This window comes from Vibrio marisflavi CECT 7928 (genome assembly GCF_921294215.1).
Taxonomy (GTDB): domain Bacteria; phylum Pseudomonadota; class Gammaproteobacteria; order Enterobacterales; family Vibrionaceae; genus Vibrio; species Vibrio marisflavi.
Window position 1 is genome coordinate 264,455 of sequence record NZ_CAKLDM010000001.1, and the last position, 20,592, is coordinate 285,046.

General features: G+C 41.4%; 17 protein-coding genes. 5 read left to right on the plus strand and 12 right to left on the minus strand.

Features of this window, described 5'->3' with window-relative positions; all coding sequences use genetic code 11:
• Nucleotides 1–47 precede the first annotated feature (47 nt).
• The 9 genes from L7A31_RS01205 to L7A31_RS01245 all read right to left on the minus strand — a co-directional run bounded on the left by L7A31_RS01205 (nucleotide 48) and on the right by L7A31_RS01245 (nucleotide 11,948).
• Nucleotides 48–1,121 (minus strand): glycosyltransferase family 4 protein, encoded by a 1,074-nt coding sequence (locus tag L7A31_RS01205; protein ID WP_237359654.1) that lies wholly within the window; start codon nucleotides 1,119–1,121, stop codon nucleotides 48–50.
• Nucleotides 1,102–2,571, minus strand: coding sequence for a sigma-54-dependent transcriptional regulator (locus L7A31_RS01210; RefSeq protein ID WP_237359655.1), 1,470 nt, complete (start codon nucleotides 2,569–2,571; stop codon nucleotides 1,102–1,104). Before L7A31_RS01210 ends, L7A31_RS01205 begins: the two co-directional genes overlap by 20 nt.
• A 70-nt stretch (nucleotides 2,572–2,641) precedes the next feature.
• On the minus strand, nucleotides 2,642–4,954 hold the full coding sequence (locus tag L7A31_RS01215) for an ATP-binding protein (protein ID WP_237359656.1): 2,313 nt from the start codon (nucleotides 4,952–4,954) through the stop codon (nucleotides 2,642–2,644).
• A gap of 76 nt (nucleotides 4,955–5,030) precedes the next feature.
• The gene (locus L7A31_RS01220; protein WP_237359657.1) at nucleotides 5,031–5,729 is read right to left on the minus strand and encodes a P-loop NTPase family protein; all 699 of its coding nucleotides are present in this window, start codon (nucleotides 5,727–5,729) and stop codon (nucleotides 5,031–5,033) included.
• Nucleotides 5,729–7,792, minus strand: a complete 2,064-nt coding sequence (locus tag L7A31_RS01225; protein ID WP_435532880.1) for an SLBB domain-containing protein — start codon at nucleotides 7,790–7,792, stop codon at nucleotides 5,729–5,731. The genes L7A31_RS01220 and L7A31_RS01225 overlap by 1 nt, the downstream gene beginning before the upstream one ends.
• 16 nt (nucleotides 7,793–7,808) lie before the next feature.
• A complete protein-coding gene (locus tag L7A31_RS01230) occupies nucleotides 7,809–8,645 on the minus strand; it encodes an OmpA family protein (RefSeq protein WP_237359659.1) in 837 nt (278 codons plus the stop codon).
• A gap of 30 nt (nucleotides 8,646–8,675) precedes the next feature.
• A complete protein-coding gene (locus tag L7A31_RS01235) occupies nucleotides 8,676–8,996 on the minus strand; it encodes an STAS domain-containing protein (protein ID WP_237359660.1) in 321 nt (106 codons plus the stop codon).
• Nucleotides 8,997–9,320: 324 nt separating this feature from the next.
• Nucleotides 9,321–9,821, minus strand: coding sequence for a hypothetical protein (locus tag L7A31_RS01240; RefSeq protein WP_237359662.1), 501 nt, complete (start codon nucleotides 9,819–9,821; stop codon nucleotides 9,321–9,323).
• Between the two features lie 3 nt (nucleotides 9,822–9,824).
• Nucleotides 9,825–11,948, minus strand: a complete 2,124-nt coding sequence (locus tag L7A31_RS01245) for an LruC domain-containing protein (protein ID WP_237359663.1) — start codon at nucleotides 11,946–11,948, stop codon at nucleotides 9,825–9,827.
• Nucleotides 11,949–12,172: 224 nt separating this feature from the next.
• Here L7A31_RS01245 and L7A31_RS01250 point away from each other — a divergent pair, with 224 nt between their 5' ends.
• Complete coding sequence (locus tag L7A31_RS01250; protein ID WP_237359664.1) at nucleotides 12,173–13,000, plus strand: phosphate/phosphite/phosphonate ABC transporter substrate-binding protein; 828 nt, start codon at nucleotides 12,173–12,175, stop codon at nucleotides 12,998–13,000.
• Between the two features lie 2 nt (nucleotides 13,001–13,002).
• Nucleotides 13,003–14,625, plus strand: a complete 1,623-nt coding sequence (locus L7A31_RS01255) for a HAMP domain-containing sensor histidine kinase (protein ID WP_237359666.1) — start codon at nucleotides 13,003–13,005, stop codon at nucleotides 14,623–14,625.
• Here the strand turns inward: L7A31_RS01255 and nosR are convergent.
• Together nosR and L7A31_RS01265 are read right to left on the minus strand one after the other, a co-directional pair.
• Complete coding sequence (gene nosR, locus L7A31_RS01260; RefSeq protein WP_237359671.1) at nucleotides 14,622–15,914, minus strand: response regulator c-di-GMP phosphodiesterase, NosR family; 1,293 nt, start codon at nucleotides 15,912–15,914, stop codon at nucleotides 14,622–14,624. The genes L7A31_RS01255 and nosR overlap by 4 nt on opposite strands.
• Nucleotides 15,915–15,935: 21 nt before the next feature.
• Nucleotides 15,936–17,165, minus strand: a complete 1,230-nt coding sequence (locus tag L7A31_RS01265) for a sensor histidine kinase (RefSeq protein WP_237359672.1) — start codon at nucleotides 17,163–17,165, stop codon at nucleotides 15,936–15,938.
• A gap of 303 nt (nucleotides 17,166–17,468) precedes the next feature.
• Here L7A31_RS01265 and L7A31_RS01270 point away from each other — a divergent pair, with 303 nt between their 5' ends.
• The 3 genes from L7A31_RS01270 to L7A31_RS01280 all read left to right on the plus strand — a co-directional run bounded on the left by L7A31_RS01270 (nucleotide 17,469) and on the right by L7A31_RS01280 (nucleotide 19,494).
• Nucleotides 17,469–18,224 (plus strand): PilZ domain-containing protein, encoded by a 756-nt coding sequence (locus L7A31_RS01270; protein ID WP_237359673.1) that lies wholly within the window; start codon nucleotides 17,469–17,471, stop codon nucleotides 18,222–18,224.
• 191 nt (nucleotides 18,225–18,415) lie between these two features.
• Nucleotides 18,416–18,718 carry a PTS fructose transporter subunit IIB gene (locus tag L7A31_RS01275; RefSeq protein WP_237359674.1) on the plus strand — a complete coding sequence of 101 codons (303 nt, stop codon included), beginning with the start codon at nucleotides 18,416–18,418 and terminating at the stop codon, nucleotides 18,716–18,718.
• The gene (locus L7A31_RS01280) at nucleotides 18,715–19,494 is read left to right on the plus strand and encodes a PTS sugar transporter subunit IIA (RefSeq protein WP_237359676.1); all 780 of its coding nucleotides are present in this window, start codon (nucleotides 18,715–18,717) and stop codon (nucleotides 19,492–19,494) included. Before L7A31_RS01275 ends, L7A31_RS01280 begins: the two co-directional genes overlap by 4 nt.
• Here L7A31_RS01280 and L7A31_RS01285 read toward each other — a convergent pair.
• A complete protein-coding gene (locus tag L7A31_RS01285; RefSeq protein ID WP_237359678.1) occupies nucleotides 19,482–20,333 on the minus strand; it encodes a helix-turn-helix transcriptional regulator in 852 nt (283 codons plus the stop codon). The two genes, L7A31_RS01280 and L7A31_RS01285, sit on opposite strands and share 13 nt — an antisense overlap.
• Nucleotides 20,334–20,592: the final 259 nt, after the last annotated feature.

A 20,592-nucleotide genomic window follows, 5' to 3' on the forward strand; every position in this document is an offset into this window, starting at 1 on the left:
CGTTGCTGGTGGTGGGAAATTCTCAATTTGAGAATCAGTTTCATAATTCATATTTGAGAGGTATTTTGAGTAAGTGGAGATGTACCGTAATACTGAATCAATTGCCGTACCGCAGCCTGTCTAGAATAGGACAGCTCTATGGTCCGCTGAGCATTTTCTCTAAGTGTTACTTTCTGCTCCATTGGGAGTTTTAGGCATTCCCACAATAGTTTCGGAAGCTGTTCGTCATTGTCCGCAATGAAGCCATTGAACTTGTTTTTGATCAGCAGGTTCAAATCGCCAACGTCGAGAGAAACAACCATTACCCCGCGAGCCATGGCTTCAAGAGCTGTCATGGGTAACCCCTCAAAACGCGAACAAATAATTAATATGCCAATGTTTTCCCAAACCTTATTCATATTTTTTTGGTGGCCATGAAAGTAAATATTGCTCGAAGAGTGCTCCATAAGTTGCTTTAGTTGCTGCTCCATGGGCCCAGTACCATAGATATGGAAGTTCTCTAGTGGGAATGATCTAGCGAGATCGATAAATCGATCAGGCGCCTTTTCTTCACTCAATCGTCCGACAAAAGCGATTTGCTTTCCACTGCTTAAGGGGGCGTTATCAAAAGAAACGAAGTTGTTTATGTGTATTGAACTAAAGGGAAGCTTGGCCTGAATTTTTCGACTGACAGCGAGACTGACATTAGACATAAAGGTTGTATATCTATCTAAGGCGTCATAGAGCTTAACGCGCCCTTTTGGTGTTTCTCCTGCGTGATAGGTAGAAATTTGTTTGATTTGCAGGGAAGGTAATAACCATTTAACTATTTTGCTAACAATACTTGCCTTGTATCCATGAGCATGCAGAACGGAGGGTTTGTATGTCTTTGCTGCTTTTTTTAGTGCCGCCAATGTGCTCAGTTTTGGGTATAGGTCATTGAGCGTTTCAAACGGGATAAGAGCAAGCTTTAGCTTTTCTAAGATCAGCTGAGTATCACTGTAACGTTTTAAAAGAATGACTCTGACAGGAATATTGTTTTCTCTAAGCCCTTTTGCGAGTTCTAAGGTATGAGTTTCGATACCCCCATACCTCAGACTATCGATGACAAGCCAGATTTCATTAGGCTGGATCTCTTTCATCTTCAGACTCCCAAGCTTGTTTTTTACGATATACAGTCGAAGGGCTTAACTCGAGTAAAACTGCGGCGTTAAGGACGTTGCCATCACAAAAGTCTATCGCGTTTTGAATGGTCTCTCGCTCTATTTGCCACATTGGCCTAATAGGGGCTTTAGCTCCGGAACTATGGCTCGGTATACTCGTCGTTTCTTCGGATAGTTCAACTGGTGTGATGATTGTTTCTTGTTGAACAATGTGCTCAACCGCTGGTTTTGGCTTAACAACAGGTGAGGAGGGTTTCTTTCCAGAGGTAATCTGTGCAGGGAGGTGTTCAATTGACATCTTTGTTGCGTCGTTTAGCACTACAATATTTCGAATGATATTTTGGAGTTGTCTTACGTTTCCTGGCCATTGGTATTTTTTTAGTACGCTTTCTACATCTTTGTTAATACCAGCAAATTTCTTACGATCTTCTTTGGCATATTGTTTTAGAAAATGCAGTGCTAATGTCGCAATATCGTTGCCCCTTTCACGAAGAGGTGGCATATCAATGGGGATAACGTGAACACGGTAATAGAGATCTTCTCTAAATCGACCCTCTTCGACTTCAACCAGTGGATCTCTGTTGGTTGCGCAGATTATGCGAGCATCTACTTTTAACTCCTTGCTGCCACCAAGAGGGGTAAAGGTGCCAGTTTGCAAAAATCGTAATAGCTTTTTCTGCATATCTAGGTCCATTTCACATAGCTCATCGAGAAATAGCGTTCCTCCATCTGCTAATGACGCCGCCCCTTTTCTGTCAGTTGTGGCGCCAGTGAATGCTCCTTTTATGTGGCCAAAAATTTCACTCTCCATGAGATCTTTGGGTATCGCACCGCAATTGATTGCTATAAATGGTTTGTCTTTACGCTGGCTTTCTTTGTGGATAGCTTCAGCACAGACCTCTTTACCTGTACCACTCTCCCCAACAATGAAGACACTCGCGTTAGTGGGGGCGACAGAGTCAATGACCTTATATACAGACTGCATAGGAAGGCTAGAGCCGATGAAACCATGAAACCGTGGCCTATCAATCTTGCTCTCAATATCTTCAACTAAGCTTTCTAATTTTGCTTGCTTAAGGTGTAATGCAATGGATGTTTTCAGACGATCGGCTTTGATTGGTTTTTCGAGGAAGTCTTTTGCACCTTTTTGCAACAAGTTAACCGCAACATCAACGGAACCATGCGCAGTGGCAATAATGACAGAAGTAGGGATGTCATTGTCAACAATCCAGTCGAGAATATCCTCTCCAGACATATCAGGTAGTTTTAAATCGAGAATAACGAGTTGCGGCACGTTTCGCTCAATAAAACTGATCGCCTCTTTGCCAGTTTCGACATGAAATAGGTCATATGGTTCATCTTTTACGTATTGTTTGTATAAGATGGAGAGTGATGTTGAGTCTTCAACTAGCAATACTTTTGAGGGCATAAAATAACATCCTTGTAATTACTTTTATTTGCTATGAACCATTATGCTTATAAGCCGATAGTATGTCAGATTATTCAGTAGATCGAGTATAGGCTTCAAATCCTAGCTCTTTTCTTTCTAATAAAGCTTTGATTGAGTTGTCAGCCAGCTCTAGTAGTTCTGGGACAAGCTCAAATGCTTGTTGTTCATCTTTTTCAATGCAGTACGTCTCAATTTTTCTAGCTAAATTAGATAGTTGTCGATTACCTAGTGCAAGTGCAGTACTGCCTAGCGTGTGAGATTCAAATTCCACAGCTTCAGCATCCTTTTTGAATGCGGCTTCGCGAATCTTAACTAGCCGGCTTTTCGACTCAAGGACATATTGATCAATGATTTCGGGCATCACTTCGACACACGTGTCTTCAATGGTCTGCTTTAGAATGGCTTCATCAACTAGGTCAATATCGAAGGCTACTTGATTCATATCGTCGCTCTCAGGGTTAGAGGTTGTCGTCGTTTCTTTGTGTTCCGGATTGTCTTGACTCTGATCGACTTGTAGATCAGAGTGCGTTTTACCTATGCATAGGCTAATTTTATTAATAACGTGGTTGAGTCTGACAGGTTTTGATAGGTAGTCAGTCATTCCTGCGGCTAAAAACTTCTCCCTGTCTCCAGTTAATGCATGTGCTGTGAGGGCAATAATAGGAATATCAGCCTTTTCCGTTTGCTGAACTTGACGAATTTTCTCGCACGCTTGCATACCATCCATGCCCGGCATAGAAATATCCATAAATACTAGGTCGTATTGGTTCTCTAACACTTTCTCAACAGCCTGCATTCCATTTTCAGCAATATCGATTTCAATCCCAATGTTTCGCAGCATATTTTGAATAACTAGTTGATTCGCTTTGTTATCCTCAGCTACCAATATTTTAGATTGGCTCAAATCTTGGTTAATTGCCAAGTTTTTATATTCTTTTGTGTGCTCTGCGTTGTCCGCTATTTCAAGATTAATGGTAAAGGTAAATGTGCTACCTACTTCGCTTTTACTTACTAATCGAATTTCGCCATCCATGAGTTCACACAATCTTCTGCATATTGCTAGGCCTAGTCCAGACCCTTCTTGGGTTCGAGAATAGGTTTGGTTGACCATGGTGAATTCGTCAAAAATATAAGATAGTTCTTCTTCCTTAATCCCAATCCCAGTATCTATTACGCTACAAATGATTTGAGCTCGTTGGTTTTCTTCGCTTTTGCTATCGACAACAACGGTGATACTGCCTTGCTGCGTGAATTTGATAGAGTTACCAATCAGGTTGTGCAGTATTTGTTTTACTCGATTGACGTCACCTTTTAATAGAGTGGGGACGTCTTTGGAAATTTTGCAATGCAGGACTAAGTTTTTCCTTTTAGCAGCAGGTACATAGGTATCCACGACATTGTTAATGCACCTATGTAGCTCGAAAGGCTGGTGTTCCAGTAACAACGTATTCGACTCCATTCTAGTGAAGTCCAGAATATCGTTTATAACCGACAATAAGAAATGCCCTGATTCTGTTGCAGTATCAATCAACTTTGCTTGTGCTGAATCGAGTTTGGTTTCTCTGAGCAAAGATAGAATACCAAGCACACCATTCATTGGAGTGCGAATTTCATGCGACATAGAAGCCAAAAATCTACCTTTTGATTCGCAGGCATTTTCAGCTTCAGATCTAGCATTTTCTAAGTCGTCATAACTGAACTTTAGTTTGTAAGACATCTCATTAAATGCTTTGGCTAAGCTGCCAAACTCATCATTAGAGATTTTATTGATTTGGTAACCTGGACCTTGGGAGGTAAGCGTTTTTGTTGCTTTTGTTAATCGGACAAGGTTCTTTGATAAATAAGTCCCTAATATAAAAGAAAATATTGCAACAAGAATAACTTCTACAGAGGCAATGGCAATTATTGAGGTTTTCGCATTGTCCAACATCATTGTAATCGCTGACGTTTCGAAGCCCATATCGATGAAGCCGTATTTTATTCCACCATTTTCTATAGCAATTCGTGTATCAAATATATTATCGGTAATTGAGCTTAAGCTGTGGTCTACTTGCATTGGCCTTGAAAGGAGTGCCTCGTTGCCACTTTGTGCAAGGACATTGTTATTCTCCACAACTTTTACATATCTGACGCCTTCAATGTTCATAAAATCTTTGACTAGAGCATCAATGGTCGCGATATCCTGAGACAGTACGGCATTTTTTATCGCATGAGAAAACATAGTTGCTGTAGAAGTCGCACTTTGTATCATCAGCTTTTCATTCGATTTGGAAAGAAAAGACATAGAGCTAAATACGAGAAACATTAGTAAGGAGATCTCGATAACGGCAATACCCAAAATAGTCTTAGTTCTGAACTTCATTACATCTATCCTAACTATCGTTGTTAAATTGAATGTGGCTCTTAGCAAGATTATTGCTTTCGAACTTACAAAGTCACTAAGCAGATTGCGATAGAAAACTGCTGGCTAATATTTGATGTTCAAGCTTTTTCTTGTATCTTTTGGGAAGAAAAGAGATACGTTTAAGCTGACGAACTAACTCCTGCCCTAGTGTGGGTTGGTCTTGCAAATTAAGTATAGAGCCAATCAACGAAACACGACCGGACTGTAAAAGAGTTATCGCTGTTTGTAGCTGATTATTTGTTGTTACACCTCCCTTCACGACTAACAAGGTTTTGTCACATGAACTCGCCACCGTTTGTGCAGGTATGTTTCTGCTATTTATCTGCAGTAAGGGAGATGTGTCGACAATGACGCGTTCATATTCTTCGTTCCAACGTCGAATCACTTTGGATAGGTGACTGGGATCTCGATAAGCAATGGTTTTAGACTGAGTGGTTGGTGCTGTAACACCAGTGAAAACCAAACCAGTTTTCGCGTGGGATACCCACTTTGTACTGTTAGTGTCGCCGCTACTTTTCTGTAGAGGCAAATCTTCCAATGAAGGGTTGTATATATTCAAGTCGACAAGCAAGGTTTTGTGGCCAGCTAATAAGTACCTTTCAGTTAGGGCAGTGGCGATGGATGTGACACCATCGCCCGACTGACAAGATGTGATACATAGTGATTGGCAACCAGATAGCTCGGCAGCTAAATAAATTTGTTCAATTTCCGTATGTGTGGATGGAATGGTCATTACAGTGCTCCTATTAAAACGATGGTCGTTGTTACTCGGATAAAGTCTTCTAGACCGCTTCGAGCCTTTTCGATAAAGCTATCTTGACGATCAGGGATAAAGACCATGTCACCGGATCTAAGGACGGGTAATAAATGTATGTTGGCTGTTTTACTGAACTTAATTAGGTCAAATGTTCTTGCCTGACCTTGGCAGCATGACATGTTGACGACAGATATTTTTTCCAAGTATGCGTTGTCATTTGGACCGCCAGCTTGTGCGAGTAAGTCGAGAATTGTCATATTGTCATTGAATACGTATCGTCCTGGCTTATTGACCGCTCCGAGAACACGAACCGTGGATTCTTTTGACCGATCAAGCCAGTTTTTCGATTTTTCTGGAATGTATATGGTGTCTCCAGTTTTCACTTTCGGTAGTAAGTTTTCGTCACCGGTTTCGAAGTAAAGTGAAAGGTTTAGTTTTTGAATTTGTGCATATGACTTGTCTCGGTGCGTAATCCTTATATTGTGAATATCAGCATCTTTTGTTGGGCCGTCTGCAGCGGCCAATATGTCCAAAAAATGCATGTTATTGTTGAAGCGGTATCTTCCGGGCGCATTGACTTGTCCAAAGACATAGATTGATGAATCAGAGCTTTGTCTTACCCACTGTGATTTATTGTCAGAAGGGTCTTGAGGCAAGTCGTGCAGACGCACAATGGTTCCGGCTTGTATCGGAGGCAATTTATCTGAAGGGGCGCCTTCTCGAATGAACTCATCTAAGTTAAAGATAATGGCTTTGCCCTTACGATTTGCAATTTCAATTTTGGTTGTATCTGCACGCAATGTTGGTCCGCCCACGTGAGAAAGTAAGTCCATAAAGTCCATCTCTTGTGACCACTCAATACGTCCGGGTCTCACCACTTCTCCAATGACGCTGACTGCACGGTCAGGAGAAATTTTTAGCCATGACTTTTCATTCATGTCAGTTTTCTCAGGGACAAAAATAGCGTCACCAGCCTGAATATTTGGTGGAGCACTGCCGTCAAGACCTTCCGTATAGGCCGTTAAATCAAACTTAATGACCTTACCATCAGCTTTAAGCACTCTAATCTGGCGCGATTCTGCGAAACGAGTTGGACCGCCAGCATTGGCTAGGATATCCATGAAGGTTGCGCCTTGTTTGCCTTCATATGCTCCTGGGGCAGCGACTTCTCCCATAATGTAAACAGTGTTTGCACCCGATTTAATCTCCTCTTCTTGCTTAGGGACAAATATCGTTGTGCCCGGAGCAAGTTCAGGTAGAAGCTGTTCGTCACCGGAATCGAGGTACTTTTTAAGGTTGAAAAGTGTTGGGACGTTATTGCTAATAATTCGGATTTGCTCGACACCCGCGTAGCGAGTAACGCCACCCGAACGCATCAGGATGTCGACTAAGTCAGTGTTAGGCTTAAAGGAGAAAGAGCCCGGAGCGTTAACTTCACCGAAAACCTTGATGGCTTTTCTACTGTCTGCACTGTCACCAGAGTTTGCCATTTTAGCTGCGTCAAACTGCTGTTCAATATTGCTAACCAAAGGCGATGCCGCGACAAAAATGGTATCAAGAGATTGAAGCTTCGGTAGCAGGGATTCGTCCCCAGTATCAAGGAATGCTTTGTAATTGAAGGTTACTTTATTGCCAGCTCGTTTCAATTGCATTTTGTCCAGTTGCGCGCCAGCACGTAGACCTCCAGCTGCGTGCAAAACCATTTGGATGTCAGCGCTTTTATTCAGAGTGTATTCTCCAGGAGAGACGACATACCCCTGAACCGATACTAGAATTTGCTGCTGAGCAATTACTACCGTTAGATTTGATAAATCACGAAATACTTTGCTAAGAGATGAGCTAACGACACTTTTAAGTTGAGATTCTTTATAGCCCGCGACATACACTTGTCCCACTTCAGGTAAGGCGATACGCCCCCTTTTGTCTACTTGGAAACCACGATTAAGTGTTTTCTCTCCTGGTAGGTTAACTTGAATCAAATCACCTACATTCACTCTTTGCTCTTCAGCGTTACAGACGTTAACAGTCAGTACTAGCATGAATACCAAGATACAATTAATCCAACGCATAGAAGCCTCCCGATGTATGTGGTGATTGTTGCTTCACTGGTGAAATGATTTCGACACTGACTCTACGGTTGGTTAAGTATGTTGCTGGAGTTTCACCTTTAAAAAGGGGAAGGTTTTCTCCTAACGAGTGAGTCTCAATACGGTTTGGTTCTAAACCAAAGATAATTAGATAGCGTTTGACTTGTTTAGCTCTAGCCATCGCAAGTTTCTGGTTGTGGTCGTCACTGCCATTTTTGTCAGCATGTCCTGTCACCGACAGCTTTAGCTGAGAGTGCTTTCTAAGCAATGCCGCTGACTTGGATAAGTTCCCCATGAATTTAGGGTTTACTTCAGCGGAGTTGACCGTAAACTGGTTGTCGGTATTGAGTAAGTTAAACAGTGTTTCTATAACTGCAATCTGCATCTCAATATCGGAATTGTCTTGAGGTGGTGTACAGCGAGTTTGGCTGGTTACATAGTCGAGCTGGAGTTCTAGTTGATTCAGGCGCTTTCTTTGAATAATCAAATCGTTTGCCGCATCTAGTAGTAATCCACCGTCCAGTTCTCGAGCAATGCGATTTTGTTTTTCGATTGCTTGTACAACGGCTGCTGGGAAACACCATCGTGCACCTTCTTGAATAAGCACATCTAGGTGTAGCTTCGCAAGTTGCCAGTCAAACCTTAGCCCATGCTCTGGCCCAAGTGGTTCATCTGGCATTACTGGGCTAAAGCTTTCGCTGGTGTATTGCTCCGCTAGTCCCCCTGTTCCCTCTGGTGGATAGCTAGCACAACCAGCTAAAGTGATGTAAGCAAACAATGTTGCTAATCGAAAAAGTAACTGCATACTGACGTCCCCCCGAACTTTATAGTTATGCTATTGAGTTTGAGAATTAATCGGTATTGCTTGACCAATTCGTAGAAGGTTGATGATTTCCAAGGGCTGACCTTTTACGTTTTCAATTCGCATGTTTCTCTTACGCTCAATGAGTCGTTTGTATAGATATACAAGAGCGCCTACACCTGATGAATCTAAGAAGCATACGTTGCGAAAATCTAACTCAACATCTGTGAAGTTTTCGAGCGCAATTACCTCGTCAATATGCGGTTGTGCGTGTCGGCTTCCTTCCGCATCTAAGCTTCCGTTGATTGATAACGTTAAAAGGTTGTCAGTTGCTTGTGTGGTTTGTAATTCCATTTTGCGTATTCCTTTTTGGTTAATTATCAGAGCCAGTTTTTGCTCTCCTATATGGTAAAGAGCACGAAGCATGCCAAATGAAATATTTATAAAAAACAAAAAGATATGTTGGATGCTGGACGGATTCTTAATTTGATATGTCAATAATTCTCAAATTGAAAAATGAGTAGTCAAATTGAGAAACCTACTTAACTCAATGAAAAATAATAAGATAGAAGCTTTGAGCAGTAGAGTGGGTTCTTGAGCCGATAGCGAGCGTTTTCTACAAAAGAAATGCAGCTTAAACAAAGTTGCCTAAGCCGCATTTAGGGGGGTAGGGTCTAGTTAAAATGTCCAAGAGCTTTCGCTAGTCGACAGTTCACTTTGTAAAGGATTACTACCATCGTAAAACTGAACTTCTGCCAAAACAGAATTGATTCCACTAGAAACTGAAAACTCTAGCGTTGCAAGCCCACTTGTTAGAGATGATGCCGCAACCCTGCTATTAAAGTGAGGAGTGTAACTTCCATCAGTTTCCTTTGTATAACTTGTATAAACAGAGATGTAAGCGTTGTCGGTTGAATACCCACTGACATCGATGTTGTAAATAAGGTTTGAGTTCTGATCGTAGTTAAAGCCATCGGGCACCGTTAGCTCTGACATTGTTCTTGTCGACACCACGGTAGGAGTCTCAGGAATATCTTCATCAGAGGAATCCGTTACAGTGGGAACTGCATTTGTGTCTGCACTGCTACTGGCACCAGTTCCAGCCTCACCGTCGCCTTCTCCGCCACCGCAAGCAAAGAGAAAGAAAGAACTTAGAAATATCAATATCATCCGTTTCATTGTCTACTCCTCTGGTATGAATATGTTGCTCTGTACTGCATTCTCATCTAAATACCAATCTTGACTAAACTGTCCGCCGGATTCCGCATAGGTAGCAAACTCTGGGTAGGCAACAACTAAGTCGACACGTTCAAGAGGCCACTGCCATTCACTAGGCACCACTAAAGCCCATGGTAAATTTCCAGCTGTTTTAAAGTATTTGTTTTGATTCGGTTCACTAGCATCAACGCCAAGCCCATATAGGTTTTCATCGTCGAACTTTTCGGTGGGTGCATGATCCGCTAGGTGAATTTCTAATGTTCGTCCCGGATGAAGTGGTAGCCCATCCCCATGGTACTGACCTGGTGTTGCAAAAATAAATGGGTCGTAAGGCATAGACATTAGGTTCGAAGTATCTGCGCTTTCAGTGGTGGCTATATCAAGCTCAAAGGAAAAGTTTATTTCCTCTTGGCACCATTGTACTGAGCGGTAAAAGTTGCATTGTTCTGTTTTATTGGTCGACAAGTCAGTCGAGACAATCAAAATTGCACTTGTAGAGTCTTGCTCAAGGCCATTTGATTCTAGCTTCTCACCATTATGGTATTGATAAGTTAGATCACTATTGATGTCTGTTCGATTGATCCCTGATAGGTGAATAGCAAAGCCACTCGGGTAGCTTGCTCCGTAAGCCGCTAAATATCCTTGAATGACCATTCGTGCAACCCTGCCATCCTTTATGGTCTCAGTAACACGGTAGCGTACCACGACGTCATTCATATCGTAGTCGGCGGTATAAGGCCAGTTATCCTCGTAAGCGATGGTTGCATAGCCAGATGAACTAGGGTAGTAGCGAACAGCGGTACCGTCTTTGGTGATAAGTAAAGGGTGATCCTCAACTTCGCCAGAAGTTGAACCACCAAAATATTCTAGGTTACTTTGTTCACTAAACCTGAAGCGGCTCCAAGTAGATCCTACAACCGCATTATTAGGTACTTCTAATATGAGTGAGTTTCGCCCGGCTGAGAGTACAACATCAGAAAACACCTTTTCTCCACTATCGGCAAAATCTCCATCTTGGTTCCAGTCTATCCATGCAGAAAGGTATCCTTCTCTAGAAGCCGTGACAGAAACGATGGCGTTCAGGCCAGCTTCAACAGCTGTAACAAAACCCACGCCGTCTTCATCTTGTAAACCTGCTTTATTGTCATCGAGCGGTGCGAGAAGTCCATCGCCCTCACCATCAGGTGCAATGGCACCCAACCAGTAGTCAGTGTCTATTGTGTGTCTTGGACCATTTGAATCTAAAGTTGTTTGATAGCTATCCGGAGCATCACCGAAGTCGATGGTAGAGTCTTCATCAATGATTGGAGCGTTAGCACAGCGAGCGCCATCATTTTGGTTAGAGTATGGTCCAACAGCAAAGAGCTGAACGTCTATAATGCCATTGGCAATATTGTCTTCATCAGATAGGTCTATTCGATATATATGTCCATCAGAGTTTCTCGATATGTAGTAGTAGCCGTTAACATCAAAATATCCCGCTCCAAATGTCCCCGTATGGCCCACATCTCCAATATAGCTTTCTGCGCCAGTGGTTAAATCAAATTGATATAGATAACCTGAAGAGTTATCTATACCGTACAGGTTTCCATTTTGTGGGTGAAATGCAAAGTCAGTCAGCCGAACTGAGGCTTGACTAGAAATTTTCTCCACCACCAAGGTGGCTGAAGGGTTTGAATCTAGTGGTGACAAGTCGACTTTAAAAAGCCCTCTTCCCTGACGGTAAAGGTAATAGACGTGATTGTAGACGTCACCAACAAAGAAGGTGTGGTCTGTGGGTAAACCACTTGTGTTAAGAACCTGAGCTTTAAAGTCTTTACCGAGTCGAACTAACTGTTTATTGGTTGTATCGTACCCGTATATGTAGCGGTCTTCAAAATCAAAGCCCACGCCGTTTATGTTAGCGTTAATGCCAGTGTCTGACTGTATAAGGGCTGTTGCACCGGTGACAAGATTGACGCCATATACTTGAACAGGGTTTGCCTGAAATAAGTAAGCTTTACTCGGGCAGGTATCGAATGGAGCCGCATTTGCGTAGCTACTAACGAGTAGCATTGAAAACAACGTTAAAAGTGATTTCCCTGTCATTTGAAGCTCCTAAAAAGAAGTGTTAGAGCCAATAAAACAAGGATTGTGCCAATTTTATGTTATTGAAAAATAAGGAATAAAAAATTGATTTTTTGATTTTATCAATGTGAGAATCAAATTAAAATTCATTATCTTCGTTTGACTCATCATTGCTGCACCTGAAAATAGAAAATTGTCAGAACTTGTCTAAGCTTAATTTGAGCTAGGAAAACAAGGTGTTATTAATGAAACGACTGATAATTTTATTTGTAAGTTTGTTCTTTTCTATCACAACTTACGCAGAACAGATTACTTTTGGTATTGTTCCTCAGCAATCAGCTATTACGCTTGCTAATAACTGGGGGCCGATACTTAAGTATTTGTCAGAACAGACCGGAGAAGAAGTAGTCTTTAGAACAGCCAAAGATATCCCTGAATTCGAGCGGAGAGTAGCAGCGGGCGAGTATGATATTGCTTATATGAACCCTTATCACTACACGGTTTTCCACCAGAAACCGGGCTACAACGCAATCGCAAAACAAAAAGATAAAAAGATTCGCGGAATAATCGTGGTTCGCAAAGATTCAACTATTAAAGAATTGTCTGAACTCTCAGGAGAAAAATTGGCATTTCCTTCGCCCGCAGCATTTGCCGCGAGTGTGATTCCTAGAGCGGTTCTCGAGCAAAAAAGTATCTCATTTGAACCCAAATATGTCTCCTCTCATGACTCTGTTTATTTGAATGTGAGCAAAGGGTTCTTTGCAGCGGGAGGTGGAATAGAGCGGACACTCAACAATACTTCCGAAAATGTTAAAGACCAACTCAAAGTACTTTGGCGTACGCCAGCCTATACGCCCCATGCGTTCGCAACCCATCCAGATATGCCTATTGAACAGCAAAAGCGAATTGCAGAAGCCTTGTTGTCTCTGAATAACACCGAGGGGGGAAGGGAGTTACTTAAAAGAATCAACTTTAAAGGGATAGAAACGGCGTCAAACAGTGAGTGGGATGACGTCCGATCTTTAGACATTAAATTGCTGAACCATCTTTTGGCTACTAACAGTACCCAATAAAAATGTCGTTACGACTAAAAACAATACTCGGTGTGGCCTTTATAGAGGCCGTTCTATTAGCGATACTGCTCTCTTTGACACTTAACTACCTTCAAACTACCAACTATGAGGGTATGGACCAACGAGCGACATCTACTGCTCGTTTGTTCGCTTCCACGGTTAAAAATGCAGTACTTTCTTATGACCTTGCAACAGTCGATTCATTTACCCATGAGCTTTTGAATAACAAAGATATTGTCTATGTTGTCGTTTTCGGAGAAGGGAAACAATTGCTTGCGTCCGCAGGAAAGGTACCAACAGATTATTCGCCAAATATGTTGGAAGCAGGCTCTGAAGTGGTGCGGGATAGTACTTTTGATGTGAGTTCATCTATCGAAGAATCTGGACTGAATTACGGTTCAGTTTGGATAGGCTTTGATATGGATAGGCTGAATCAACAGATTAAAGCCGCTAAACATTGGAGTACTTTGATTGTGATAGGTGAGATGGTGCTTGTTGCACTGTTTTCCTATGTGTTAGGAGCCTATTTAACTGGAAGGCTGGCGGAGCTTAAGAGAGCTGCGAATACTGTTGCTAGAGGTGATAGAGATATTGAACTCAATGTAAAAGGGAGTGATGAGCTTGCGACTGTATCGATAGCATTTAAGAACATGGTAGAGCAGCTGAGCCACTCGGAATCGCTGACGAAAAGCTACCAAGAGCAACTAGAAGAAGCCAATCAATCTCTTGAAGCAAAAGTGGCAAAGCGTACCAAAGATTTGCTTCTCGCTAATCAAAAGTTAACTGAGACCAACCAAGAGTTGAAAGAAACGCAAGACAAGTTAATTGAATCTGAGAAAATGGCCTCAATCGGTACAATGGCGGCAGGTGTCGCCCATGAGATAAACAACCCGATGGGGTCTGTAAGCAGCAATATCCAAATGAGTTTGTCTTACCTCTCTCAGTATCGCCAATGGCTTGATAAGTCTTTGCCAGCACTGTCTTCTCAACTGTCGGAAGAAGAAAAAAGCGAACTTGTTTCTTGGTATGAAAGCAATCACATGAGTTATATTGCTGATGATTTTCGTGACAGTCTGAAAGATGCAAGTAAGGGTATTGAAAGGGTAAAAAATATCGTTACTGCTCTGCAAGAGTATTCAAGTCACAACTATTTAGTCAAAGAAGAGTTTAGCAAGGTCAATGTATACCAAACTGTAAATGAGTTAGTACGAGAACTCGATATCCCCACTGAAATAAGCATCGAGATACATCCAAATGTTGAACAGCTGACCGCTGTTTTGGGTATACCGCAAGAGATTAAACGCTTGCTGAATGAGATATTAAAGAATGCGATTCAATCGTGTTCCCGCAATACCAGTGAACCTTCGAAAAGAATTTCAATTGTTGCTAAAGAGAAAGATGCCATATCGGCTTTGCAAGTTATTGACAATGGAGTCGGAATCGCGCCTCAAATGATAAAGCGTGTATTTGATCCATTTTACACTACATTACCTGTTGGAGATGGGCTAGGAATGGGACTTACCTATTGTTACGACATCATGCAACACCATGGTGGAAGAATTACGTTAGCAAACCGAGAGCAAGGCGGTGTTGTCGTTTCGTTAGTGTTTATAAATCAAGTTTAAATAAATACTATCATTGGTTGGTCATTGTCTTTCTCGATTTGTCTTAATTTCTCTAGCATCTGTCTGCTTATTTCTTGCCCTGCGGTCACCATGATTTTCCCATTTGGCAAATATAGATCCTGCTTTAACACATCGCCTTCTTTTAATCTATCAAGACCTATGCAAGCGTCAGCTTTAAGCTCTGTTGCTTCATTTTCTACTATATAGCGAAAAGCTTTAACTATATTCGGGTCATAGAGTTTACCAGTGTGATCTTTGATGAAGCTCCTCGCACTATCAGGAGTCATGCCGAAGCGATTATCGTTTTTGGAGATAAAAAACTCATAGTTTTTTGCCACTCGCAGAATTTTAGAACCGATAGGTATTTCATCACCTGCTAGGTGGTCAGGAAGACCTGTACCATCGTAATTTTCATTTTGGTGAAGAATAATATCCACTATTGGCTCAAACTGAGCGATCTGACGAATAATTTCGGCACCGAGTTTTGGGTTGTCATCAGGAATTTTGATACCGTCTATTGATGAAGTAGTGGGAGCTCTAGTTTGGTCGACCATACCTATTTGATGAACAAGCGCGGCAAGGTATATGTATGCTATCTCTGAATCAGAAAGCTTCAACCGTTTAGCCACTGCTTTAGATATTTCCGCGATTCGTTCTATGTGTAAGCTCGATTGGCCTGTTGAATGTTGTATGACAGCTTGTAGGGTTAAAAGAATATCTTTAAATGCTTTTGTACGATGTTTGAACAGTTTTTGTAATTTATTGTTGGTCATTAGTAACTGTTTAGTCCGCAGAGCCACCTTTTCTTCTAGGCTTTCATTTAAAGCAGATAGCTCCTCATTTTTGCTTTCCAATTCTGCCATTAACAATTGTTTTTCATGCTTGAGTCGAAACACTTCGGCGGCTTTAGATAAAGTCTCCTTCAGTGCATTGTTATCCCAAGGCTTAGCTATATAGGTGTGAATACCACCTTCATTAACAGCAGAAATGGTTGATTCGATATCACTATATCCAGTGAGCAAGAACCGAATCGATTCAGGTGCTATAGCCTTGGCTCTAGATAGAAACTCAGCACCATCCATTTCGGGCATTCTCATGTCTGATATGATGAGAGGTACATGGTTTTTCTGCAAATGCTGCAAAGCCTCTGAGCCTTTGGTAAATGAGCTCACGTCATAGTCATAGCGTAAAACCCTTGTGAGAGAATTAAGAATGTCTTGCTCGTCATCCAGCAAAAGGACTTTAAGTTTTGGACATTGTTTTTCTTCCACCTTAAACTCTTGACCCATATAAACTCCTTTGCATCACCTTTAAGCGTTTAAACCATTAATGGGCAATAACACGATAAATTTTGTCCCTTTCCCAAGTTCACTTTCCACTAGGATATCGCCGTTGTGTGATTGAATAATATCCCTTGAAATAGAAAGGCCTAACCCCGTTCCTTCACCAACTACTTTTGTGGTAAAGAAAGGCTCATAAATACTAGCAATCTTTTCTGGTGCAATTCCCTTGCCATTGTCAGAAAAAATAATTTGCACAGTCTCTTCGTCGAATTTGTTTACTGTGATTTCAATCAGGCCATCTTTCTCGATTGCTTGGCTCGCATTTATCAAAATATTCATAAAAACTTGGCTGATCTTGGTAGGTTGACACATCACTTTGGGGGTGTCTGGAGAGTAATGTTTGACGATTTTTGTTGTGTACTTTATTTCATTGTTGATGATTTTTAGGGTGTTATCTATGCCTGCTGTAATATCAGTAGAGACACGCTTAGCGTCGTCGGTATGAGTAAACTCTTTTAAGTTTTTAATGATGTCGGTGAGCCTTTCTGCCCCATCGAGCGATTCTTTCATCGTTTCTTTTGCATCAGACAAAATTAACTGAAATTGTGAGCTTTCTAGCTCCTGCGCAAGTTGTTTATTAAGTTCTTCGTTACCTAAATCTGTGACTAATCTACGTAAGCTTTCGAACCCCTGTTCTATCGTCTCCAAATAGTCGGACAGTGTTTGGATGTTGGAGGATATGAAACCGACAGGATTATTTATCTCATGAGCAATGCCCGTTGAAAGCTGGCCTATTAACGCAAGTTTCTCTGATTGAAAAAGTTGTTTATAGGCCTTATCTCGCTCTGATTTCAGCTTCTCAACATATGACTGGTTCGTATTGATAGGGATAAAGGTGAGCTTTAATACTGCAGCACCGTTTGTATTTAGACTTGTCGGTTCTAGTTTAAGATCTAGTGCATTGCAAATGTATGAATTTAGCAATTTAAACACAGGGTTAAGAATGGGTTTATATTCTTGCCATGTAAAATACTGTTGGCTTGGAGGGACACCTATATTATCTGAAGCAGAATGACTCGTACTAAATAAGGTTGCTAAAGAGGGAAGCACCACACCTAGTGGTTTATTGAGGACTGCATGATTTTCTTGAACGAAAGCATCGGAGAATGCGTTGTTACATTCAACGATTAGAAAGTTGCGTGTCATTGTGCAACTTGGGTTCTCCACTGAGTCGACGGAAAGTACATTGCCGTTCATTTGCTCTCCATGATCGGTTTGATCAACCTAGCACTTATATTTTTAGACTCGAGACTTACAACTCCTAACTACAAAATTGTTTTTCAGCTCGTTTACACAAGTAAGGATAGTTTATTTTCTCTATAAGAACAGCAGTTTAATGATTCGTCTTGTGCAAATGAATGTGAACTTTAGCATCAGTAGTATACGAAATGAGTGCCATAAGTGACAAGTCGCACATTTTTGCATCTTTATTTCTTGTCTGTATATGCTTTATGCAATATATATTTAGATAAAATTATAAATAACCAAGGGATGGCTAGTATGACTCAGTTAGTGGAAAACGAGACTGTGTTGAAATCTCAACATATTGAAAGTGAAGCAAAAGACTCTTCTATCGCTGTTAAAGAAAGCCATGTTCTCAATGGAGAGGATGCATTTGCTCAAGTTAGCTCTATGAGTGACATGGCGTACAACATCACAACACCAACCGGAAAAACCCTCCGCTGTAGATCGAAATATATTGGTATGCATTCCAATAATCTGCTCTTTATAGAAAGCCCGCTTGTGACACCGCAAGAGTTTGCTGTGTTCTTTCAGCGAGGGTATCCAATCAAGGCTTGCGCTATATCTCAAAAGGGTGAGGGCGCAAGAATCTATTTCAAAAGTAAAATTGAGTACGTTGTTCAAGCTGGGATGAACAGTGTTGTGATTGTATCTTTGCCTAGTGCGACTCAAATTGACTATAAATTGCGCTCTGAGGCTAGGTTAGAAATCTCATTGGAAGGAATCCTAGAGCCAGAAGAAAGAAAGTTTCTTTGTGAAATCCGTGATATTTCTGCACAAGGTTGCCAAGTTGTGGTCAACCGAAATGCCAGAGAATACAAAGTAGGAAACCCAATTGAGTTGCAGATCTTATCCGACAATATGCCAACTGTTCAGGGTATCGTAAAAAATAAGAAGCGCTCCAATCAGTACTGGAAGTACGGAGTGTTGTTTGACGAATCATGCAGGCAGAGTTCGAAAGACTTAGTAGAAAAACTGAGCTTTGATCAAGCCCACCAGAAATACCTTTTATAGGATAGCCACTGGTTTTTAGTCAAGGGTGAGCAATTTAGTTATACAAAAGTTACACCGCATAATATCTGGTCTCATTTTTGTGAGGCCAGACGTTTTTTGGAATAAACATTTATATTGATCGGCAAGAAACCGCGTAGACAACATAAAATATTAATATAGACTACCAAAAAAACGTGAAACCTATTACTACTATGAAAATAATCGCAGTTACTGCTTGTCCTACTGGTATTGCTCATACCTATATGGCAGCAGACTCCCTTAAGAAAGAAGCACAAAAACGCCATATTCACTTGAAAGTAGAAACCCAAGGTGCGATGGGTGTTGAGAACCAACTCACATCGGCTGACATCACTCAAAGTGACGTGGTTTTAATTGCCTCTGATGTAGATGTAGAGCAAGCAGAACGCTTTTCTCACAGCAAAGTATTACGTGCTTCGATAGAAGACGTGCTGACTAACGTGAGCTCTGTTCTAGATCGCTGCCTCTCTGCATGATCGCTAGCCGCGTAACATTTTATTTAGCCAGCCAAGGTATCCCAGGCTGGCAACTCAATGAAATCAAACATCTCGCAAGTTTATTTCGCTCAGTCGTTGTGCTGGTCAACATCACTCAATGTAAGCGGGCGAATATCGAGCACAGCTTGAAAATCCTAAGCATTAAGAACTGTGCTGGTGATATGTGCCAGCTTGTGATTGAAGGCTTAGATGCTGAGCTAGCTTGTATGGTATTTAGTGAGTACTTTTCTGAAAAGCACTACCTAATCGCCACAACTCATAGCCAAAAAAGAATGACGGAAGAAGATATACAAGAGCTTCCAGTCAAAAGCTTAAAAGTACCTGCTAGTTGGTTTTTTATTGAAGAAGCATCGAGTTGTATAGAGGAAGTTTTGGCTCAAGCCGCTATATTGGCGAGCACGACGCATTACGATGAGATACTCAACGCCTTATTGAGTCGGGAAAAAGTCTCCTCAACACAAATTAGCGACAGGTTTGCCTTACCTCATGTGATGACTCCTCATGTCGATGAGATAGTTGTGATTACACATTTTATTGATTGTTCTGTTCAGTGGACAGAAAACAAAGCTAAGCCCGAGCTTGCATTGACGTTGCTGATTCCTGCAAACAAAGACACCGAAACGCTGCAAGCTTGTGTTCGGTTAACCCGATGGCTGCTCGATTCTGGCCATCAGCAGTTAATCATCGACAACCGAGAAGACTTTCTTATCAAAGAAATAACCACTCATATCATGGCATGTTATCAGCCGACATGAGCACTAGCGCGGTACTCGGTTGGGGTTAATCCAGTTTTTGACTTAAATACACGGAAAAAATAGTTCACATCTTGAAAACCACATCGCGTTGCCACTTCTGATAGCCTAAAGTCATAGCGTTTAAGCATAAATTTGGCTCGATCAATTCTTACCCAAGAAATGTAATCAGCAAGCGTCATATGTCCCTGTTTACGGAACATTCTGGACAGATGATTTGGCGAGATATTAAATCGATTCGCGATGTTGGCTCGAGTGATGGAACGGTGGAAGTTTTCCTGAATATAGATACAGATACCTTGGTAGAGATCTTCACCTCTATTGTTTGCGGCATTGTTTGGTTGGTCGAGTATGCTACTGCAGTAATTGAGTAGAGCGAGAAGTAGATATTCATCCATTGGCTGTTTGTGAAGCTCATGTGCCAACGCGTTAATGGCTTCTAGAATATGATCAATCGCGTGACCTGTACGAGTGGGTACACTGTGCTTGCGTACATCCGTGAAGCCTTCCAATCCTTTCTTTTTGCTGACTAAGCTAAAACCCAGCTGCCGGCGGCCAAATAGCAAACTTAACACCGAGCAAGATTCGTCCCACTGTGGTTTGTTCCAGCAGTTTGGTGGTACGTAGAGTGCGTCACCTTCGTGGATGGTTACGGTATTAATGCCGTGTCCTTGATCTTCAATTTCATTGACGTAGGTTCCTTTCAGCACAAGTTCTAAGCGAGGGAAGTTTACTTGATAACTAAATGGTGGAGGAGTGTAGCTGTCTCCTCCAAACCAAATGCGATTGAAGCTATTTCTTTTCTTGAGCAACCCTTCAATAAGATGCTTAAAAGTATTCATACTACTTACCTATGCCAAAGTTGGTGTTGATACTTGAGTCCAATTCTAAATTTTTTCGTATGGTTTAAAAAATGTTATTTCTTTATGGTTGATTAGTTTGTGATTTTAAGTGACTGAAAAATAAGGACATAAACATACATTAAATATTATTAGCACTATTAATAGAAATAAGACCAAGATCACACTTAGCTAATGATGTTACAATAATCCAGTAAATGCATTATTCCTACACTGTTGTTTCCCTCCCTCATCAGCCAGA

What these genes read in the sequence shown, in the direction of transcription:
- L7A31_RS01205 (WP_237359654.1), bottom strand. Translation starts at nt 1,121, where the DNA reads ATGAAAGAGATCCAGCCTAATGAAATCTGGCTTGTCATCGATAGTCTG.
- L7A31_RS01210 (WP_237359655.1), bottom strand. Translation starts at nt 2,571, where the DNA reads ATGCCCTCAAAAGTATTGCTAGTTGAAGACTCAACATCACTCTCCATC.
- L7A31_RS01215 (WP_237359656.1), bottom strand. Translation starts at nt 4,954, where the DNA reads ATGAAGTTCAGAACTAAGACTATTTTGGGTATTGCCGTTATCGAGATC.
- L7A31_RS01220 (WP_237359657.1), bottom strand. Translation starts at nt 5,729, where the DNA reads ATGACCATTCCATCCACACATACGGAAATTGAACAAATTTATTTAGCT.
- L7A31_RS01225 (WP_435532880.1), bottom strand. Translation starts at nt 7,792, where the DNA reads ATGCTAGTACTGACTGTTAACGTCTGTAACGCTGAAGAGCAAAGAGTG.
- L7A31_RS01230 (WP_237359659.1), bottom strand. Translation starts at nt 8,645, where the DNA reads ATGCAGTTACTTTTTCGATTAGCAACATTGTTTGCTTACATCACTTTA.
- L7A31_RS01235 (WP_237359660.1), bottom strand. Translation starts at nt 8,996, where the DNA reads ATGGAATTACAAACCACACAAGCAACTGACAACCTTTTAACGTTATCA.
- L7A31_RS01240 (WP_237359662.1), bottom strand. Translation starts at nt 9,821, where the DNA reads ATGAAACGGATGATATTGATATTTCTAAGTTCTTTCTTTCTCTTTGCT.
- L7A31_RS01245 (WP_237359663.1), bottom strand. Translation starts at nt 11,948, where the DNA reads ATGACAGGGAAATCACTTTTAACGTTGTTTTCAATGCTACTCGTTAGT.
- L7A31_RS01250 (WP_237359664.1), top strand. Translation starts at nt 12,173, where the DNA reads ATGAAACGACTGATAATTTTATTTGTAAGTTTGTTCTTTTCTATCACA.
- L7A31_RS01255 (WP_237359666.1), top strand. Translation starts at nt 13,003, where the DNA reads ATGTCGTTACGACTAAAAACAATACTCGGTGTGGCCTTTATAGAGGCC.
- nosR (WP_237359671.1), bottom strand. Translation starts at nt 15,914, where the DNA reads ATGGGTCAAGAGTTTAAGGTGGAAGAAAAACAATGTCCAAAACTTAAA.
- L7A31_RS01265 (WP_237359672.1), bottom strand. Translation starts at nt 17,165, where the DNA reads ATGAACGGCAATGTACTTTCCGTCGACTCAGTGGAGAACCCAAGTTGC.
- L7A31_RS01270 (WP_237359673.1), top strand. Translation starts at nt 17,469, where the DNA reads ATGACTCAGTTAGTGGAAAACGAGACTGTGTTGAAATCTCAACATATT.
- L7A31_RS01275 (WP_237359674.1), top strand. Translation starts at nt 18,416, where the DNA reads ATGAAAATAATCGCAGTTACTGCTTGTCCTACTGGTATTGCTCATACC.
- L7A31_RS01280 (WP_237359676.1), top strand. Translation starts at nt 18,715, where the DNA reads ATGATCGCTAGCCGCGTAACATTTTATTTAGCCAGCCAAGGTATCCCA.
- L7A31_RS01285 (WP_237359678.1), bottom strand. Translation starts at nt 20,333, where the DNA reads ATGAATACTTTTAAGCATCTTATTGAAGGGTTGCTCAAGAAAAGAAAT.